Source organism: Solibacillus sp. FSL W7-1472 (assembly GCF_037969775.1).
Lineage (GTDB): Bacteria > Bacillota > Bacilli > Bacillales_A > Planococcaceae > Solibacillus > Solibacillus silvestris.
Genome location: NZ_CP150208.1, coordinates 2,167,150 through 2,184,553 on the forward strand (window position 1 = coordinate 2,167,150; position 17,404 = coordinate 2,184,553).

A 17,404-nucleotide genomic window follows, 5' to 3' on the forward strand; every position below is an offset into this window, starting at 1 on the left:
CTTAAACATTTTTAATTGTTGTATCCTGTTTATGTTCGATTAGCTCTAGTTGTACTTCTTTATCAAATGGATAGATTGGACGTCTTAACTTTTTATAGTCAAATCTATCCAGTTGTAACGTACTTAACCCTGGTGAATCTACCGTAATAATTTCAGCTGCAATTGATTCATAAGCTGCTCGGAAATGTTGGCTCGACTTTAAGCCAATTATTTTTTGTTTGTGTACATCAATCCCATGGATAAGGAATATTTGTTCATCAAATACTTGCGTATGAATACAACCAACGATAATATCTAGTCCTCCGACTTGAATCCTTACAGATTTTTTTAAATTGACTTCTCTTCCTTTCCACATGGGTGAAGATTGTTTAAAGATGCCGTCTGACAATGATTTTACATACCCTTTGATAAAGACAGGTTCACCATGGTAATGATCTGTCTTACCACCAATAAATGTTTCAATGACAGTACCGACACCTTGTTTATGTGCTAATTCCACCACTTCAGGATCATAAATCATCCCTAAACAAGAGTTTTCTAAATTTGATTCAAGCATTGCTTTTAGTAAATACGTGCCATCACCTGGAGTGCCTGATCCAGGATTATCGGAAGTTTCATTTAAAACGATAGGAGCTGATAGTGATTCTAAAGCTTTTTGAATTCCTTCTGCTGGAGAAATTTCTGGCGAATAAAATTCATCTTTAACATTCCACACTTCTTCAGCTACAACTTTGGCAATAGCTGCTGAAGATTGTTTTTCCCCATCAGTAGCTACTAAAATCGAGACGCCAGCATAAGGAACATCCGTATACGCGAACCCGTGATACAAGGTACATTCGAGCACGCCATCTTGTTTTTCAAATTCCCTACAAATTTCATTTAATTCCTTAATAGGAGATAGATTCGACGTACATGTTGGAATGATGAGCGGTAATTTCTTTAAATGAATGCTAGGCTCAATTTCTTTTTGGATGATTTGTTTTAAACGAATAACCGCTTCTTTGCCTCGGTCATATGAATCCGTGTGGGGATACAATTTTACCCCTAGTAATAAATCTGCATGTTTTAGCATCTTCTCAGTTATATTTCCATGCAGATCTAACGTAACGACTATTGGCACCCCATCACCAACAATCTCACGGATAAATTCAAGAAAATCTCCTTCTAAATCATCAATGCTTTCCACTACTCCAGCTCCATGAAGTGCTAAACATACACCATCATATTGCCCTTTTAATGGGAAGTTCTTTATAAAGTTCTCTTTAATAGTTTGATAGGTTTCAAACGGGATTAATCCAGATGGAAGAGCTGATGCAGAAAATGTAGGTATTATTTCAAACCCTTGTTCCTCGCATTCATCAATCATCCCTCCGACATAATCCTTTACATCTCGATTTCTCTGAACGACCTCTTCTCCTTCAGTCCACTCCCATAGCTTAAATAACTCCTCGGTTGTTAACACATTAGAAAATGTATTTGTTTCATGAGATAATTGCCCAATAACTATTTTCAAAATCTCAACCCCTTCCTTTGTTTGAAACGATTCGATCTTCATTAAGTGTAAAAATTCTCCTTGGTTTTCCTTTTGATTCTAGGGTTTCTTTCCCTACTACCTTAAGTGCACCTGAATTTTCAAGTTTTCGGCAGATTCTTTGCATGTTCTTTACAGATACCTCCATATAGGGTGCAATCTCATTAACGGTAAATTCATTACCAACTTGTTTTATTGCTTGAATAACTCGATTTAACGTCTTCGTACTAAGTCCAGAAATTTTAGCAATTTCTAGAAGTGAGGCATCTGTAGTACGTAAATCAATACTTTTAGATGTATTGATTGTTGTAATCGGTCCAGTGGTTTTATCTCCTTCGTGAACAACAAATAAGCTATTTTCTATATACTTTTGAGAGTGCCTTTTAGCTTCTTTTAAAGCTACAAATGCAGATTCCGTGGCTAAATTAGTAGTTCCCCCTATTCCTACACCAATGCTAAATCTTACTTTTTCTAAACCTTCTTCCTCATGGAAAAGGGTAGGCAAAATAGTAAACGAGTTTGTTTGATTCTCAATCATGGAACGAGTGGTAAAAAATAAAAATTTGGTTGGCGATTTTTTAATATATTGACCATCTAGTTTGTTGACAAACTTTGATATATATTCTTCAAAATCTATTTGTAAGTTAGGATTTTCTGAGATGCCAAGAGATATAATCCCTACGGAGATTTGATTAGCTAAATTATGCAGATTTTCACAAGTTAAATTCACTTTTTCCAAAGCCTCTCTAACGGTTGATAATAGTGGGGTAACTTTAATACATGGTATATTGTGTTTTTGTAAAATTTTATAACACGTTGATGAGATTGTTATTGCTCCAACGGTTTCCCTTTTCTCATAAAGAGTTTTGTGATAGTTGGCTAAAAATAATGCATCTCTTTCAGGATGTATTTCTACAATGTGTTTCGGAGATTTGAGGATTTCTAATTCTTGAAAAGCTTCTAATACTAGATCAACATGTATAGTGTCAAGACTAATTCGATTTAATTCACCAAGTTTCTGTGCTTGAAATAATGCTTTTAATAAACTAGATCCATGAAATGGAATATAGCTATTAGGTATTTTCTTCATCTTTTCAAGATAAAGGGCTCTTGAAAATGGAATTGGTCCACAAAATAAAATGTAATGAAAATCATCACTTAGCTGTGAAACGATATTAACTGTTTCAAAATCCGATTGATAATAAAATGGTTGTAAGTTTAATGTTGGAAACAAATCTTGGAGAGAAATACATTTGTCGACAAGTTCCTCGGGTCCAATTACTGCGATTCTAGATGATGTATGAATAAAACTCTTCCCCCTTTTCACAAGGACTGTAATGCTTTTTAATTAGATGTCCTTAAATGGACTGAGTGCTTATTCTTTAATGGTTCCTTAATTACAGCTTTCTTTTATTTTCGGGTTAAAACTTATTCCTTTATGGTCCCTAAATAAAGGAACATAAGCTTACTCCTTTATAGTTCCTTATTCATGAGGGTAGCTTATTTATGGCTCCTCTAATATCGAAATTTGCACGTAAGCTTTTATTGTTCCTTAATCAGAAAAAGGAAATCATTTAAGAGTTGGTTGTGAATTGTTTTAAATTCATGTGCTATAACGTTGCACTACCTAATACTTATGCAGCAATTAACATTCCACGTTCGTTAAAGTTAAACTTAGGATGATGATGTGGATAAATTTCTTTGGGGTCAGAGACAGAAGCTCCAGTGAAGAAAAAAGTAACTTTTACATGCTGGAAATAATATACGAAATTTTCCCCACACTTATTCGGTTCAAATACTGTAACGGAATAAAAACCCGGTACTTTCTTTAATTCTCAGCAATAAATTCGTTTTCAGAATGGTTGATTACTGCTGGATAACCTCTTCTGAACTCATTTTTATAATAAGTTTCGGAAATCACATACCGTTCCTTTTACAACTTTTTTAAGGCCTTTGTACCAATTAGTTAAAGCAACCTAGGTTTATTTCAATCATATAGTAATATATTTTTTTAGTCAATTCTAAATTTTCAAAATAATTAAAATATTATTGTGGGAATTTGGTGACATAATTTATGATTAATTTAGCTGAATGCTTCCGTTCAAAGAATAAAAGCCACTTCATCCTTGCTTTGTCCTTTGCATATTGCCTTTCCCGAATTAATATTTTATAGCCATGTTCCAAAATATTTTTCATATATGTAGATGCTTTAGCGAGTAATCTAGGCTTATGTATCGTTGTTACATGCCAGATTGCATTTTCATCTCCAACAAGTGTTTGTTGTATATATTGATCCATTGCATTTCCTCCCACTAACCTTATAATTTCAGCTTTATATTAAGAGCCCATTAATGTTTGTATCTCAACGTTTACGGGTTCTTTCTATTAGGGAAACTACCCTTCTTTTAATTTCGATATATAAGCAGTATAAATATACAATTTTGTAAAAGATTATATAAAGATGGAATGTTCGTTAGAAGCAAAATTGTAGCTACCGAAAAAGAATAAAAGGAGAGATTGCGATTCGAGCGAAGAGTGACGTATAGTGAAACGTTTGTTTGATATTAAACGGATGTTGTTGGTCATTATGGTATTAAATCTCATTGATGGCATTTGTACAGCTTGGGGACTCAGCAACGAATGGATTGAAGAAGCAAATCCCCTGTTGAGTTCACTTTCGCCCTTAATGATTCTCGGCACAAAAGTTATCTTATCCGGGCTAATTTGGTTATTATGGAAGTCAAATTTTCCTACAAGATTAACAAATGTTTGGCGTATAGTCCTTTCTTTCGTTATGTTCTTATATAGCGGAATATTCGTTCTACACATTACCTGGATAACAATGTTGTTGTAAAAAAGCAGAATTGGTTCTGCTTTTTTATTTTGGCTAGCCATAATAAGACCTCCTATACCTTTCTTCTTAATCGCCAATTCCACTTTGATTTGTTATAACAAAAACATAATAGAAATACTCAGTAACCTATTTACAAATTTCGACAATTCCAAAAAATAACTTCATTATAAAAAAGCGAAATTTTAACTAAAACCTAAACACTAGTGAAATATATACAGATAGCTCACGAGACTTTATTCCCCCTCAAATTTATCGATTAATTAGTCGAAAATAACATTTTGATTACTTTATTTTTTAAATGTTTAAACCACTAATTCTCTAACTCAATTAAAATACTGAACATTCCAACAAATTAACCGATGAATATTTGTCACCTTTTCCTACTTAAGAATAACAATTAACTATTAGTTAAGTGAACAAAAAGTCCCTCTTACAACCTAAAATAAAAAATTAACCTTTAGACCTATTGCCCTTTTTATAGGTTAAACTAATCTTTTTTCGCAATGGGAGATATGATTTATTATTTTTACGAAATCTCAGTAATCAGCTTAACCTTACTATTACCGATTTCCATAATTGTCCAACTATGTCTCATTGCCCTCTTTCCCCTTAAAAAAATAGTCAATTAACTTCAAAAAATTTTTCATCTAAAATTTTCGACATAATACGATAAACAAACCTTTTTCGATAATCTAACATAGTACTTACATCTAGAGAATTTAAGTTCACAAATTAGTAATTTCTACCCTAAAAAGCATAAAGAAAGGAGGAAAGGTTGTTCTTAAAGTACAACCTACAGCTTCAAATTACTATTAGAGGTACAAAGTGAATTCAAAATCGAAGGAGGAATACAAATGAGGAAGAAAAAAAATTCTAAAAAAGCACTTAGTATTTTTGCTACTGCAGCGATGACATTTTCTTTATTGACACCAGGTGTTGCTAGCGCACAAACAACTTCCAATCAACTCTATGAATCATTTAGAGATTCGAGTTCGAGCGGTACTTTTAGTTCTGCACGCGAAAAATTGAATAAACGCTTACTTGAAAATTTCAAAGAGGAGAACAAAGTAACGTTCTTAGTCAAATTTAAAGATAAGGCGAATTCTACCGTAGTTGCTAAGGCTGCTCGCCAAAAGGCGGATGAATCAAACTTATCTGCTCTAAATGCAAAGTTGATTCAACGTTCTGCTGTTGTCTCTGAATTAAAGGCGACTTCTATTGAATCTCAACAATCAGTAATGCAATTCCTTGATCAAGAAGCGGCTAGTGGCAATGCAACAGATATTACATCCTTTTATATCGTAAATGCAATTGCTGTTACAGCAACTCAGGAAGTGGCAGAAAAAATCGCTACATTCGAAGAAGTGGAGAAAATTTTACCTAATGAAACACGTCAGCTCTTTACAACCAAAACTGAAAATGCTGTAACCCCAAATGCAGAAGTTGCAAACGTTGAGTGGAATATTGAACGGGTCAATGCACCTGAAGTTTGGGAAATGGGCATAGATGGTTCAGGTACAGTAGTTGCAAGTATTGATACGGGCGTTCAATGGGATCATCCAGCTTTAAAAGAAAAATACCGCGGCTATAACAAAGCCACTGGAGAAGTTTCTCATGATTATAGCTGGTATGATTCGACTTCTGCAGGAAGAGCTACTCCATATGACGACGTAGACCATGGGACACATGTTACTGGTACAATGGTCGGTAGTGAACAAAATGGCTCAAATCAAATTGGAGTTGCACCAGGGGCGAAATATATTGCTGTTAAAGCTTTCACCGCAAGCGGTGGAACAGATGCCGATCTATTAGAGGCAGCTCAATGGATTTTAGCACCTACAGATGCTAACGGAAACCCGCGCGTTGATATGGCGCCAGATGTCGTGAATAACTCTTGGGGCGGTGGGGCTGGATTAGACGAATGGTACCGTGATGTTGTTATTAACTGGCGTGCAGCAGAAATCTTCCCCGAATTCTCTGCAGGTAATACAACGTTCACAAATCCAGGTGGAGCTGGATCTGTTGCTGCACCAGCCAACTATCCGGAATCATTTGCTACAGGCGCAACGGACATTAATAACTTAGTTGGTAATTTCTCTCTACGTGGTCCTTCCCCTTATGCTGAAACTAAACCAGACATTTCTGCTCCTGGGGTTAACATTCGTTCATCTGTTCCGGGTGGAGGTTATGAAGGTGGTTGGAATGGTACATCGATGGCCGGTCCTGCTGTATCAGGTGTGGCTGCCCTCTTACGTCAAGTGAATGCAAATTTAACAGTAGATGCAATGGAACAGATTCTTCTAGACACTGCCAATCCATTAACAGATAGTCAATACCCTACTACACCTAACCATGGATATGGTTATGGATTAGTGGACGCATATGAAGCTGTTTCTTCAATTATTTCAGGATTAGGTACACTTGAAGGTCAAGTCACAAAAGCAGGAACTGATACTGAAGCACCTCAATTCGATCATACAGCCCCACATGAAACTTATGCTGGGATGGATTTAAATTTAACTGTTGCAGTAAGTGATAATATTAGTGTTTCATCAGTATTACTTAACTACAAAGATGAAAATAATACGTGGCAACAAATCCCGGCTGGACGTAAATCGGGCGATCATAAAGCTGGTGAATTCGCTGTTGTTATACCGGGCGAATTAATTTCTGGTAATTCATTTACGTACAAATGGACAATTAATGACTTTGGTAACAATGAAGTAAATAGTGATGAATACGTTGTAGAAGTAAAACCAGGGATCACTGTTGGTTATTCTGAAAACTTTGAAACTCAACCGATTGGCTGGTACTCATTTGGTACGAATGATAGCTGGGACTGGGGTGTACCAACATCTGGTCCAGGAAATGCTGCCTCAGGTGAAAAGGTGTATGCAACAAACTTATCTGGCACATATGCAAACAGTATGAACGCGACACTTGTTGCACCTCCAATTGACCTGCCTGAAGGAAACTCATATTTACAATTTAAACATTGGCATAACTTCGAACAAGCTAGTTCTGGTAGAGCGTATGATTATGGACATGTATTCGTGTCAACAGACCAAGAAAACTGGACACAATTATTAATGGTTCAAGGTATTTCAAATAGTTGGTTAGACGCAGAGGTTGATTTATCAGACTATGCTGGACAACGTATCTATATTGGTTTCAATGCATTTTCAGATTCTAGTGTACAACGAGATGGCTGGTATATTGATGATGTGGCATTAGCTAGCGTATCTCAAACTGGTAAAGTTTCTAAAGGTAAAAACAATAATAATGGCAACGGCAATGGTAAAGGAAATGACAACGGCAATAAAGGAAATACCAATGGGAACAATGGCAACAACGGTAATACTGGCAATAAAGGTAACGGGAAAGAAAAAGATGCATTAAAAGAAGCTGTAGATCCAACGACTATTAAACCTGATGTACTTTCTAAAGTTGAGGCACCTGAGATTGAAGTAATCAACAATCCAACACTTCTTCCATTAGGAGCTCAAGTAAGTGTCCTAGAATCAGGACGTTCGGTATATTCAAGTCCAGCTGATGGTTCATACAAACTCACACATGGTACGGGCACATTTAATGTAAAAGCAGAGGCTTACGGTTTCACATCTGAAGTACAAACAGTCACAATTGAGGCGGATAGCACTTCTACTGCGAATTTCACATTAGATGAAATTGAACAAAATACAATAAGCGGTACAATTACTGACGAATCAACAGGAGATGCGATTGAAGGTGCAACAGTTATTTTAGTTGAAGACGCAAATATCACACCTGTCCAAACAGATGCTAACGGTAACTTTGCCCTTACAGCATATGTAGGTTCGTACACACTTAAAGTAATTGCTCGTGGATACCATGGAAAAGAAATCCCTGTTTCTCTTACAGGTGAATTATCACCTCTAAGCATTTCTCTTGAACCTTTCTACACATATCCAGGTGGAGAAATTGGCTATGATGATGGCACTCCTGAAAATGCGCGCGCATTCAATGCGGCTGGAAATGCATGGGCAGTAAAAATGTCTCTTCCTGAAGGTAAAGAAAACGGTATTGTAACAGATGGTGTATTCCGTTTTTGGACAACTGAATGGCCTAACCCAGGTGGAACTGCCTTTGCAGTTGAAGTTTGGGATGCTACCGGTGCAGACGGTACGCCAGGTAAACAATTAGCTGGTCCGATTAATGCAACGGCTCTTCGAAATGGTGAATGGACAGTAGTAGACCTTACAGAACATAATATTGTTGTCAATGATGACTTCTATATGGTTTACCGCCAAACAGTTGCAAACCCGAACACTCCAGGTCTTGCAACAGATGAAGATGGCAAAAATGCAACAAGAAGCTATCAGCATGTATCAGGTGCATGGTCTACAGCTCCTGCAAGCGAAGGAAACTATATGATTCGCGCACGCGTTAGCTATGAAGTAGTTGGCCCAGTAATCACTTCTCCAGTGACAAATTCAATTACAAATGAGCCTGAAACAACAATTACTGGAACAGCCTCTCCAACAACAACTATTGAGTTAAAACAAAATGGCGAAGTAGTTAGATCATCAGTAGTTGGAGACGATGGCAAATTTGAAATTAAAGCAAACCTAGTTGAAGGCGTTAATGAATTTTCAGTTCTTTCAAAATTAGATGGTCGAGTAACAGGTGAATCGACTCCGATTTTAGTGACTTTAGATACGATAGCTCCTGAACTAACGATCGACAAACCAGCTAATGGTGAAAAAGTAAATCGTGAAACTGTTACTGTAGAAGGTTTAATTACAGATGAAAATATTGACACAGTTACTGTTAATGGCTTAAATGCTACTATCAGCGACGGAAAATATTCAAAACGCGTTATTCTTGATAATGGAGCGAATGAAATCACAGTAGTAGCTACAGACAAAGCTGGCAACAGTGTTTCTAAGACAGTTACTGTAACTGCTGATTTCGATGCACCAATCATTTCAAACTTAAAACCAGCTACAGACATTACCATTACAACGGGTAGAACAGTTAAAATTGAGTTTGATAGTGAGCCAGGATTAAAACCTACTTTTGTAATCCATATGCCATTAACAAACGTAGTTCAAAATGCAACTGAATTACCAATGATGGAACAAGGAAATGGACATTATGTAGGCTACTGGACAGTTCCTGCTGATACTGTTGCAAACGGAGCAGTTATTGAAGTAATTGCAATCGATGACTTTAATAACGAAACTCGTCAAAAAGCTGCCGGTAAATTATATATTAATTTACCAGTAATTACAGAAGGAGCTGGCGATGCCGCTGCTGAGGAACAATCTTCTAAAGAGGAAGAATTAACAGAAACACCGAATTTAAAAGATGCAGACTTAACAGTGACACCTTAATAAAAAATGAAAATATCCCAAATTTAAACCATTAAAGCTACACCCCGAAAGTTAGAATAAAAATTAACTTTCGGGGTGTTTTCTTTGACAAAATATTTACAAAGGTTAATTAGAGACTAAAGCATTTCTTCAGTATAATATTCTTTTGTAGCTATATTTATAATCCCATAGTTGAGAATAATAGATTAGCGCATAATAAAACACATACATTTACAATAAATCCTGTACCCGCAAGCAGATAGAGCCAGGAAGCTTACTCCCCTACAAGACCGTCCTTATCGGCATCGTACATATAGGGATATAACCAATGATCACTCGTTATCGGCATACTGAAACCTGCTGCTTTTGCTTCTTTAATCGTCACTTGTCCATTCCCATTTGTATCAACACTGGAAATATCACCTTTTGTGTTTGAATTCGTTGGTTTGGAAGGTTCATTACCTGTTAAACCGAGTGATTTGTTTACTTCATCAGGGTTCACATTGTCAAATTTATCAACAATCTTTTTCCCCTTTAAAGTATAGGTATACTGATAATTTGAAGGAATCTGCGTTTTTGTATTCGGATATGTGATGATTGCTTCAAACATAGTGGCTCCGTCAGCTTTACGGATCGCGTCTTCCATATATGCTTGATCACCATGTCGGTTAAGCGTACTATTTTGCGGGGTAATGTTGTAAGCGTTCGATACCCCGCCGAGAGAATCGGCAATAATATGTCCTTCATCTAAAACGGAACTTTCGACACCAGGAACCTTTGCCTCATCAGCATAGTACCTACCAGACGATAATACAGGTTCATTTTCGTCATCTTGTAGTATGATTTTGTCCGCAATGACACGTACTAATTGCCCGTATTCATTCGTAAATGCCCAATATTCACGGTCACCAAAACCAATGTTAACTACCACGTTAGATTCACGATACCCAGACAAATTACCGCCATCCACTTCAATAAGTTTATATCCTGAAAACTGATCATTATTTGATTGAGTTGGTGTTTCCTCTACTAGGGATTCATCAACAACCGGAGTATTTTTTTCACGTTCACTGTTTTCAGTTGTATTATCGGTTGTTACCGCTTGTGTTTTTCTATCTCCATCAGTAATGGACACTTTTTCTTCATCAGTACAACCAACCATAAAGATGGTCATTAATAATAAGATTAATACGTTTACTTTCTTTTTCATTCTTTAGGACTCTCCTATAATCGTTCGTATTGTTCATTCTAATAATCTGGAATGATGCCAACATAGTTTAACATTGTTAACCTTTCGATAACAGTAAAATATATTACAATAATAAAGATCATCGTTTTCACTTGTTGATGGCTGAGAGGTTTATTATTAACAAACGATTCATATATCGCTATACCAAAATAAGTAGATATAAAAAAGGCAATTCAAATTTTTACTTTATGCAAAAATTTGAACTGCCTTTTATGATGTTATTTTTTTATAAACATTTGTGTCCAGTAATTACCATCTTTAACGTAGCCTACACCAATATGCGTAAATTTCGAATCCATAATGTTTGCTCGGTGGCCTGAACTATTCATCCATCCATCCATTACTTGCGCAGCGGATTTTTGACCTTTTGCAATATTTTCACCTGCTGCTTTATAGCTGATACCGAATTGTTTCATCATATCAAATGGTGAGCCGTAAGTTGGGCTTGTATGGCTGAAATAATTTTTGTCATGCATATCTTGTGACTTATATTTTGCAACACGTGCTAATTCCCAATCAATTTTTAATGGTGCTAATCCTTGTTGCGCGCGTTCCTTATTTACTAGGCTAACTACTTGCTCTTCTACTGCTTGCTGTTCATTTTCAGAAATATTAATTTTTTCTCCGACATAGATCATATCCGGATTTTTTAATGTAGGGTTTAAAGAAATTAATTCGCTTAGACCGATTTGATTTTTAGAGGCAATCTTCCAAAGCGTGTCACCACTTTTTACTGTATATGTAGCTGCAGATGCAGTAGCTGGTAGAGCAAATAGCATCATACTAAACAACAACACGATACTTTTTTTCAACATTTTTGAATCATTCCTTTCTAGTTGTCTATTACAAGCTTACTAGAGAGGGACTGTAAAATCATTAGGGAATGAATGGCGCTTCTTTTGCAAAAGGATAACAAACATTACAATTGTAACAATCGTTTGTTAAAAGGCAAAGAATCTAAACCTTCATTTATTTAGTGGTTATAGTGATGATTCAAATAAAAAACTGTAAGAAAGCTTAATCGCTTTTCTTACAGTTTTTCTGTTGGTCTCTTTTTTATCAAGAAACTAAGTTTATTATTTAAACGCCTGTGCCGCCTTTACCGCTTTGCCCCAGCCTGTATATAATGCTTCGCGCTCTTTTTCGTCCATCTCAGGTTCGAATTTGTGGTCTAAATTCCAGTAGTGAGAGATGTCATCTAATGTCTCCCAATATCCTACTGCTAAACCTGCCAAATAAGCAGCACCTAAAGCTGTTGTTTCATTTACAACCGGGCGATCTACTGGCACATTTAAAAGATCTGACTGGAATTGCATTAAGAAATTATTTTTCACTGCTCCGCCGTCTACACGTAATGTGCTTAACGGAATTCCTGAATCCGCTTCCATTGCACCTAATACATCGCGTGTTTGATAGGCCAGTGACTCAAGAGTTGCCCGTACGAAATGCTCTTTTTCCGTACCACGTGTTAAGCCAAATACTGCACCGCGCACATCTGAATCCCAGTAAGGAGTACCTAATCCAACGAATGCCGGCACAACATACACACCTTCTGAAGATGTTACACGAGCTGCATATGCTTCACTTTCCTCAGCTTTACGGAACATACGTAAGCCATCACGAAGCCATTGGATAGCAGAGCCAGCTACGAAAATACTTCCCTCGAGGGCATACGTTACTTTGCCGTCTAAGCCCCATGCAATTGTCGTTAATAAACCATGATCAGATTTTACTGCCTTTTCACCTGTGTTCATTAACATAAAGCAACCAGTGCCATATGTATTTTTCACCATTCCTTGCTCAAAGCAAGCTTGCCCGAATAATGCTGCTTGTTGGTCGCCCGCGATACCTGCGATTGGAATTTCTTGACCGAAAAGATTATCCGCATCTGTATGACCGTAAACTTCTGAAGAAGAACGCACTTCTGGAAGCATCGAAGCTGGAACTGTTAAAATATCAAGAAGCTCTTCATCCCACTTCAAATCGTAAATATTGAACATTAATGTTCGGGATGCGTTTGAATAATCCGTTACGTGCACTTTACCGTTCGTTAATTTCCAAATGATCCAAGTATCGATTGTACCGAATAAAAGATCCCCATTTTCCGCTTTTTCGCGAGCGCCTTCTACATTGTCTAAAATCCATTTCACCTTTGTACCCGAGAAGTACGCATCAATAAGCAAGCCTGTTTTATCACGGAACATATCATTTAAGCCTCGCGCTTTTAAATCTTCACAAATTTCAGCTGTTTGTCGCGATTGCCAGACAATTGCATTGTAAATCGGATGACCTGTATGTTTATCCCATACAACCGTCGTTTCGCGCTGGTTTGTAATACCAATCCCTGCAATTTGACTTGCGAGTATATTTTTCTCCGATAACACAGCCGCGATACATGAAAGCACAGAAGACCAAATTTGTTCCGGGTTATGCTCTACCCAACCTGATTCCGGGAAATATTGCGGGAACTCCTGCTGTGCTGTATGAAATACCGTGCCATTTTTATCAAATAAAATTGCACGAGAACTTGTTGTACCTTGGTCTAGCGCCATCATAAATTTTTCTGTCATCCTCAAATCCCCCTACTCTTCTACTGTTGATACTGTCATTTGTGCAGCTACGAAAATCGCCGCTACCACTACACTGAAAATCCAGAATAATGTTGCATCTGCCCCATTCCAGATGAAGCTAAAGAATACTGCACCGTAAACACCGCCGATAATTGGGGCAACTACAGGTACCCATGCATACCACCAAGCTGAATCTCCTTTACCTGGAATCGGTAAAATCGCGTGTGCAATACGTGGACCTAAGTCACGGGCCGGGTTAATCGCATAACCAGTTGGACCACCCAATGCCATACCAATTACAACAATTAAAATACCAACTAAAAATGGATTTAATCCTGCTGTTATTTCATTTGTCCCTAACGCTAAAATCCCCAGCACTAATGCAAATGTGCCGACCATTTCGGCAATCATGTTGGAAGGAATATGCTTTACTGCCGGTGTTGTAGAGAATACGCCAAGTTTTGCGCCTTTGTCTTTTGTGCCTTTCCAGTGCGGTAAATAAACAAAGTACACTAACACAGCCCCTAAAAACGCTCCGAGAAGTTGTGCAACGATAAACAATGGTACATCTGCCCATGCAAAGTTGCCAATTGTTGCGAGAGCGATTGTTAATGCCGGATTTAAGTGCGCTCCGCTAATACCTCCTACTGCATAAGCTGCCATCGCTACGGCAAAGCCCCATGCAAATGTGATAACGACCCAACCGCCACCTTGACCTTTTGATTTGTGCAATGAAACTCCCGCTACAACGCCTCCACCGAATAATATTAGCAGCATCGTGCCGACTAACTCGGCTGTAAATGTTGACATTCCATAACCTCCTTAGCTCATGTATATTCCGATCATAAAATACTTAGAAGAAAAAAAGTCCGCAAGTAACAATTGTTTTACGTTATCACGTAAAACAAAGCTACATGCGGACTCCTTCACTCAACCACGTATTTATTGACTTAGTAATCATAATAGTTTGAAATTATTCATTAGTCAACAACTTTTTGGAAACGTTTCCACAATTCTTTATTGGATGTAGTAATGGCAATTGCACCTGCATCAAATGCCTGCTTAATTTGATCATCCGTCCGAATTAAGCCCCCTGTAATAACAGGGATGCCTGTATGCGTATATACTTCCTTAATCATTTCCGGGATAACACCTGGGAGTAATTCAATAAAGTCCGGCGACGTTTGCTCAAGGAGCGAATAGCTTTTTTCCAGTGCAATTGTATCGATTAAAAAGACACGTTGAATCGCTACAATACCGCGAGATTTCGCTTTTAAAATCATATTGGAGCGTGTAGAAATTATGCCTGCTGGACGTATATCGTTACACAAGTAATCCGCGGCAAAATTATCCGTCTTCAAGCCGTGAATTAAATCCGCATGAATAATTAATTTTTTCCCATGACGTTCGGCCTCTTGTTTAAGTGCACGCAAATGACTTAAATGCACTTCAAGCAATACGATATATTCAAATTCACTTTTTACTACTTTATCAAACTGTTTAATTGTCCGGGCAGCAGGTATGATTTTTTGGTCATTAAACGGCATAACATCCTCCTATAATTAGAAATCTGTTTATATTAATATGGCTCATCGGCTGCGTTAATTCAAATCTCCCACGCATTCGATGAGCCAAAATTATATCACAATATTATTTTACATTATTTTGCGGTTGTTGCACGCTTAATTTCAATGTTTAACAGTTCTGTAAACTCCGATAATTGGGCATCCGTCCAATTCAATTGTTGAGCCATATGGGTAATGACTGCCTCTTTATGTGCCAATACCGATGCGATATTAAAGAACATATTACCAGTACGGCGCACAAAGAAATCGACAGGCGTCGTCACAAGTTCATGCTCAATGCCATATTGCAGCTGTGCAAATAATGCTTTGGGCATCGTATCGTTTGCGTTAGCCACATAGCTAAATACTTTTTCAACATTCGAACCGTAATGCTGGGCTAAATAATCCGCTTCTTCTTGCGTTAAGCCAGCTTTTACACCTGACTCGATCTTTTTCGAAATAAACGTTTGGATATGCTTCGACCCGCCTACCTCACCACCAGAAATCGGGATATCTTTTGTTATACATGGCTTGCTTGCTACACCAAATTCTGTATTTAAGCTAGCCGCAATTTTATCTACAACAGCTTCCGCCATCTTACGGTAGCCTGTTAATTTACCACCCGCAATTGTAACTAGGCCTGAAGCGGATTCCCACACTTCATCGTGGCGGGAAATTTCTGACGGTCCTTTCCCTTCTTCATGAATTAAGGGACGTACACCAGCCCAACTTGATTCAATATCTGTATCCGTTACTTTTACATTAGGGAACATATAGTGAATAGCGTTCATAATGTAATCACGATCGGATTGTTCAATATCCATATTACGAGGATCACCTTCATAAAACGTATCTGTCGTACCAACATACGTTTTACCGTTACGCGGAATCGCAAAAACCATGCGGCCATCTGGTGTATCAAAATAAACTGCCTGCTTTAACGGGAACTTCGATTGATCAAATACGATATGCACACCTTTGGATAAAATTAAATGTTTACCGCTTGTTTTCCCTTCAATGCTACGTACATCATCCACCCATGGACCTGCTGCGTTCACGACTTTTTTCGCATGAATTTGAATTGTCTCATTAGAGAGTAAATCTGTCGCTTCAATGCCGATAATTTTTTTCGCATCATTATATAAAAAACCTGAAGCTTTTGAATAGTTTGCTAAAACGGCACCTTTTTCAATCGCAGATTTTGCCACTTCAATTGTTAAACGTGCATCATCAGTACGGTATTCAACGTAGACCCCGCCTCCTAATAAATCGGCTTGCTTCACTAAAGGTTCTTTTTCTAATGTTTGCGCACTCGTTAGCATGTAGCGGCGCTCTGATTTTTTAACACCCGCCAAGAAATCGTATACACGTAACCCAATAGATGTAGAAAATTTACCGAATGTACCACCTTTATGGAACGGTAATAACATCCATACCGGTGTCGTTACATGCGGTCCATTTTCATAAACGATTGCCCGTTCTTTTCCCAATTCGGCTACTTCTTTAATTTCAAATTGTTTTAAATAGCGTAAACCGCCATGCACTAATTTTGTTGAGCGGCTTGACGTACCTGCCGCAAAATCCTGCATTTCAACTAATGCCACGGATAAACCGCGTGTAATGGCATCAAGTGCGATTCCCACACCTGTAATACCGCCTCCGATAACTAAAACGTCATATTCTTTGCTCTGTAAATCATTCATGATAACTGATCGTTGTAAAGCTGATGCTGTTGACATAATAATTCCTCCTTAATGTAGACAAAAAAGAGAGACCTTAAAGCATCACACAAATATCGCTTTGTGCGTTCTTTAAGGTCTCTCTTTAACTCAAACCGGTCTATTAACTTGACCTTATCTTAACGCCACACAAGAAAAAATGCAAGACATTTACATCATTAGTTCTGTTTTCGCTCATTTAGAATTCGGTAAGTCTAATAATAAAACTACATTTATTTTTATTAACCAAAAAACAGGTCAAAAATATTTGAGGCTGAAGATGATTTTTTATTATAGAACTCTGAATATCCACAGTTATTGCAGTAAACGACTATAAACTGATTGTACTGAACATCAAACATTTTGGATAACCCTGTACCAGTCATCGCCACTTCTTTCTTGCTCGCATCCTTACTTCCACATTTTATACAGCCTTTTTCAGACATATATTTTTCCCTCTCCAACTAAACGATTTGTTATACTTTCATACGGAATCGAGTTGAAAAAAGTTTCAGTAATTACGATTCAACACAATAAATGGAATCCACGCTATCCTTAAAAAC

At 37.4% G+C, this 17,404-nt stretch carries 12 protein-coding genes; 1 reads left to right on the forward strand and 11 read right to left on the reverse strand.

Translation table 11 applies throughout. From position 1 onward, the window contains the following. Window position 1 precedes the first annotated feature (1 nt). The 4 genes from MKY07_RS10685 to MKY07_RS10700 all read right to left on the reverse strand — a co-directional run bounded on the left by MKY07_RS10685 (window position 2) and on the right by MKY07_RS10700 (window position 4,426). Window positions 2-1,513, reverse strand: a complete 1,512-nt coding sequence (locus MKY07_RS10685; RefSeq protein WP_339262055.1) for a M81 family metallopeptidase — start codon at window positions 1,511-1,513, stop codon at window positions 2-4. A 4-nt stretch (window positions 1,514-1,517) separates the two neighbouring features. Then, window positions 1,518-2,765: a hypothetical protein gene (locus MKY07_RS10690; protein ID WP_339262057.1), complete on the reverse strand. Its 1,248-nt coding sequence runs from the start codon at window positions 2,763-2,765 to the stop codon at window positions 1,518-1,520. A gap of 812 nt (window positions 2,766-3,577) precedes the next feature. Beyond that, window positions 3,578-3,829 (reverse strand): hypothetical protein, encoded by a 252-nt coding sequence (locus tag MKY07_RS10695; RefSeq protein WP_339262059.1) that lies wholly within the window; start codon window positions 3,827-3,829, stop codon window positions 3,578-3,580. A gap of 153 nt (window positions 3,830-3,982) precedes the next feature. Next, on the reverse strand, window positions 3,983-4,426 hold the full coding sequence (locus MKY07_RS10700; RefSeq protein ID WP_339262061.1) for a hypothetical protein: 444 nt from the start codon (window positions 4,424-4,426) through the stop codon (window positions 3,983-3,985). A gap of 813 nt (window positions 4,427-5,239) precedes the next feature. Here MKY07_RS10700 and MKY07_RS10705 point away from each other — a divergent pair. Beyond that, window positions 5,240-9,760: a S8 family serine peptidase gene (locus MKY07_RS10705; protein ID WP_339262063.1), complete on the forward strand. Its 4,521-nt coding sequence runs from the start codon at window positions 5,240-5,242 to the stop codon at window positions 9,758-9,760. 253 nt (window positions 9,761-10,013) lie between these two features. On the opposite strand, the gene MKY07_RS10710 is transcribed toward MKY07_RS10705, so the two are convergent. The 7 genes from MKY07_RS10710 to MKY07_RS10740 all read right to left on the reverse strand — a co-directional run bounded on the left by MKY07_RS10710 (window position 10,014) and on the right by MKY07_RS10740 (window position 17,287). Next, complete coding sequence (locus MKY07_RS10710; RefSeq protein ID WP_339262065.1) at window positions 10,014-10,949, reverse strand: DNA/RNA non-specific endonuclease; 936 nt, start codon at window positions 10,947-10,949, stop codon at window positions 10,014-10,016. A gap of 257 nt (window positions 10,950-11,206) precedes the next feature. Further along, the gene (locus MKY07_RS10715; RefSeq protein WP_008403956.1) at window positions 11,207-11,803 is read right to left on the reverse strand and encodes a CAP domain-containing protein; all 597 of its coding nucleotides are present in this window, start codon (window positions 11,801-11,803) and stop codon (window positions 11,207-11,209) included. A gap of 261 nt (window positions 11,804-12,064) precedes the next feature. Continuing rightward, window positions 12,065-13,558, reverse strand: coding sequence for a glycerol kinase GlpK (glpK, locus tag MKY07_RS10720; protein WP_008403958.1), 1,494 nt, complete (start codon window positions 13,556-13,558; stop codon window positions 12,065-12,067). 12 nt (window positions 13,559-13,570) lie between these two features. Then, complete coding sequence (locus tag MKY07_RS10725; protein WP_008403959.1) at window positions 13,571-14,368, reverse strand: MIP/aquaporin family protein; 798 nt, start codon at window positions 14,366-14,368, stop codon at window positions 13,571-13,573. Between the two features lie 170 nt (window positions 14,369-14,538). Further along, window positions 14,539-15,105 (reverse strand): glycerol-3-phosphate responsive antiterminator, encoded by a 567-nt coding sequence (locus tag MKY07_RS10730; protein WP_339262071.1) that lies wholly within the window; start codon window positions 15,103-15,105, stop codon window positions 14,539-14,541. A 113-nt stretch (window positions 15,106-15,218) separates the two neighbouring features. Continuing rightward, entirely contained in the window at window positions 15,219-16,862 is a 1,644-nt protein-coding gene (locus tag MKY07_RS10735) for a glycerol-3-phosphate dehydrogenase/oxidase (protein WP_339262073.1), read from the reverse strand. A 221-nt stretch (window positions 16,863-17,083) separates the two neighbouring features. Next, the gene (locus MKY07_RS10740; RefSeq protein ID WP_339262075.1) at window positions 17,084-17,287 is read right to left on the reverse strand and encodes a zinc ribbon domain-containing protein; all 204 of its coding nucleotides are present in this window, start codon (window positions 17,285-17,287) and stop codon (window positions 17,084-17,086) included. Window positions 17,288-17,404 lie beyond the last annotated feature (117 nt).

Coding starts and splice junctions, on each gene's coding strand:
- MKY07_RS10695 (WP_339262059.1), bottom strand. CDS start 3,829: ATGGATCAATATATACAACAAACACTTGTTGGAGATGAAAATGCAATC.
- MKY07_RS10700 (WP_339262061.1), bottom strand. CDS start 4,426: ATGGCTAGCCAAAATAAAAAAGCAGAACCAATTCTGCTTTTTTACAAC.
- MKY07_RS10705 (WP_339262063.1), top strand. CDS start 5,240: ATGAGGAAGAAAAAAAATTCTAAAAAAGCACTTAGTATTTTTGCTACT.
- MKY07_RS10710 (WP_339262065.1), bottom strand. CDS start 10,949: ATGAAAAAGAAAGTAAACGTATTAATCTTATTATTAATGACCATCTTT.
- MKY07_RS10715 (WP_008403956.1), bottom strand. CDS start 11,803: ATGTTGAAAAAAAGTATCGTGTTGTTGTTTAGTATGATGCTATTTGCT.
- glpK (WP_008403958.1), bottom strand. CDS start 13,558: ATGACAGAAAAATTTATGATGGCGCTAGACCAAGGTACAACAAGTTCT.
- MKY07_RS10725 (WP_008403959.1), bottom strand. CDS start 14,368: ATGTCAACATTTACAGCCGAGTTAGTCGGCACGATGCTGCTAATATTA.
- MKY07_RS10730 (WP_339262071.1), bottom strand. CDS start 15,105: ATGCCGTTTAATGACCAAAAAATCATACCTGCTGCCCGGACAATTAAA.
- MKY07_RS10735 (WP_339262073.1), bottom strand. CDS start 16,862: ATGTCAACAGCATCAGCTTTACAACGATCAGTTATCATGAATGATTTA.
- MKY07_RS10740 (WP_339262075.1), bottom strand. CDS start 17,287: ATGTCTGAAAAAGGCTGTATAAAATGTGGAAGTAAGGATGCGAGCAAG.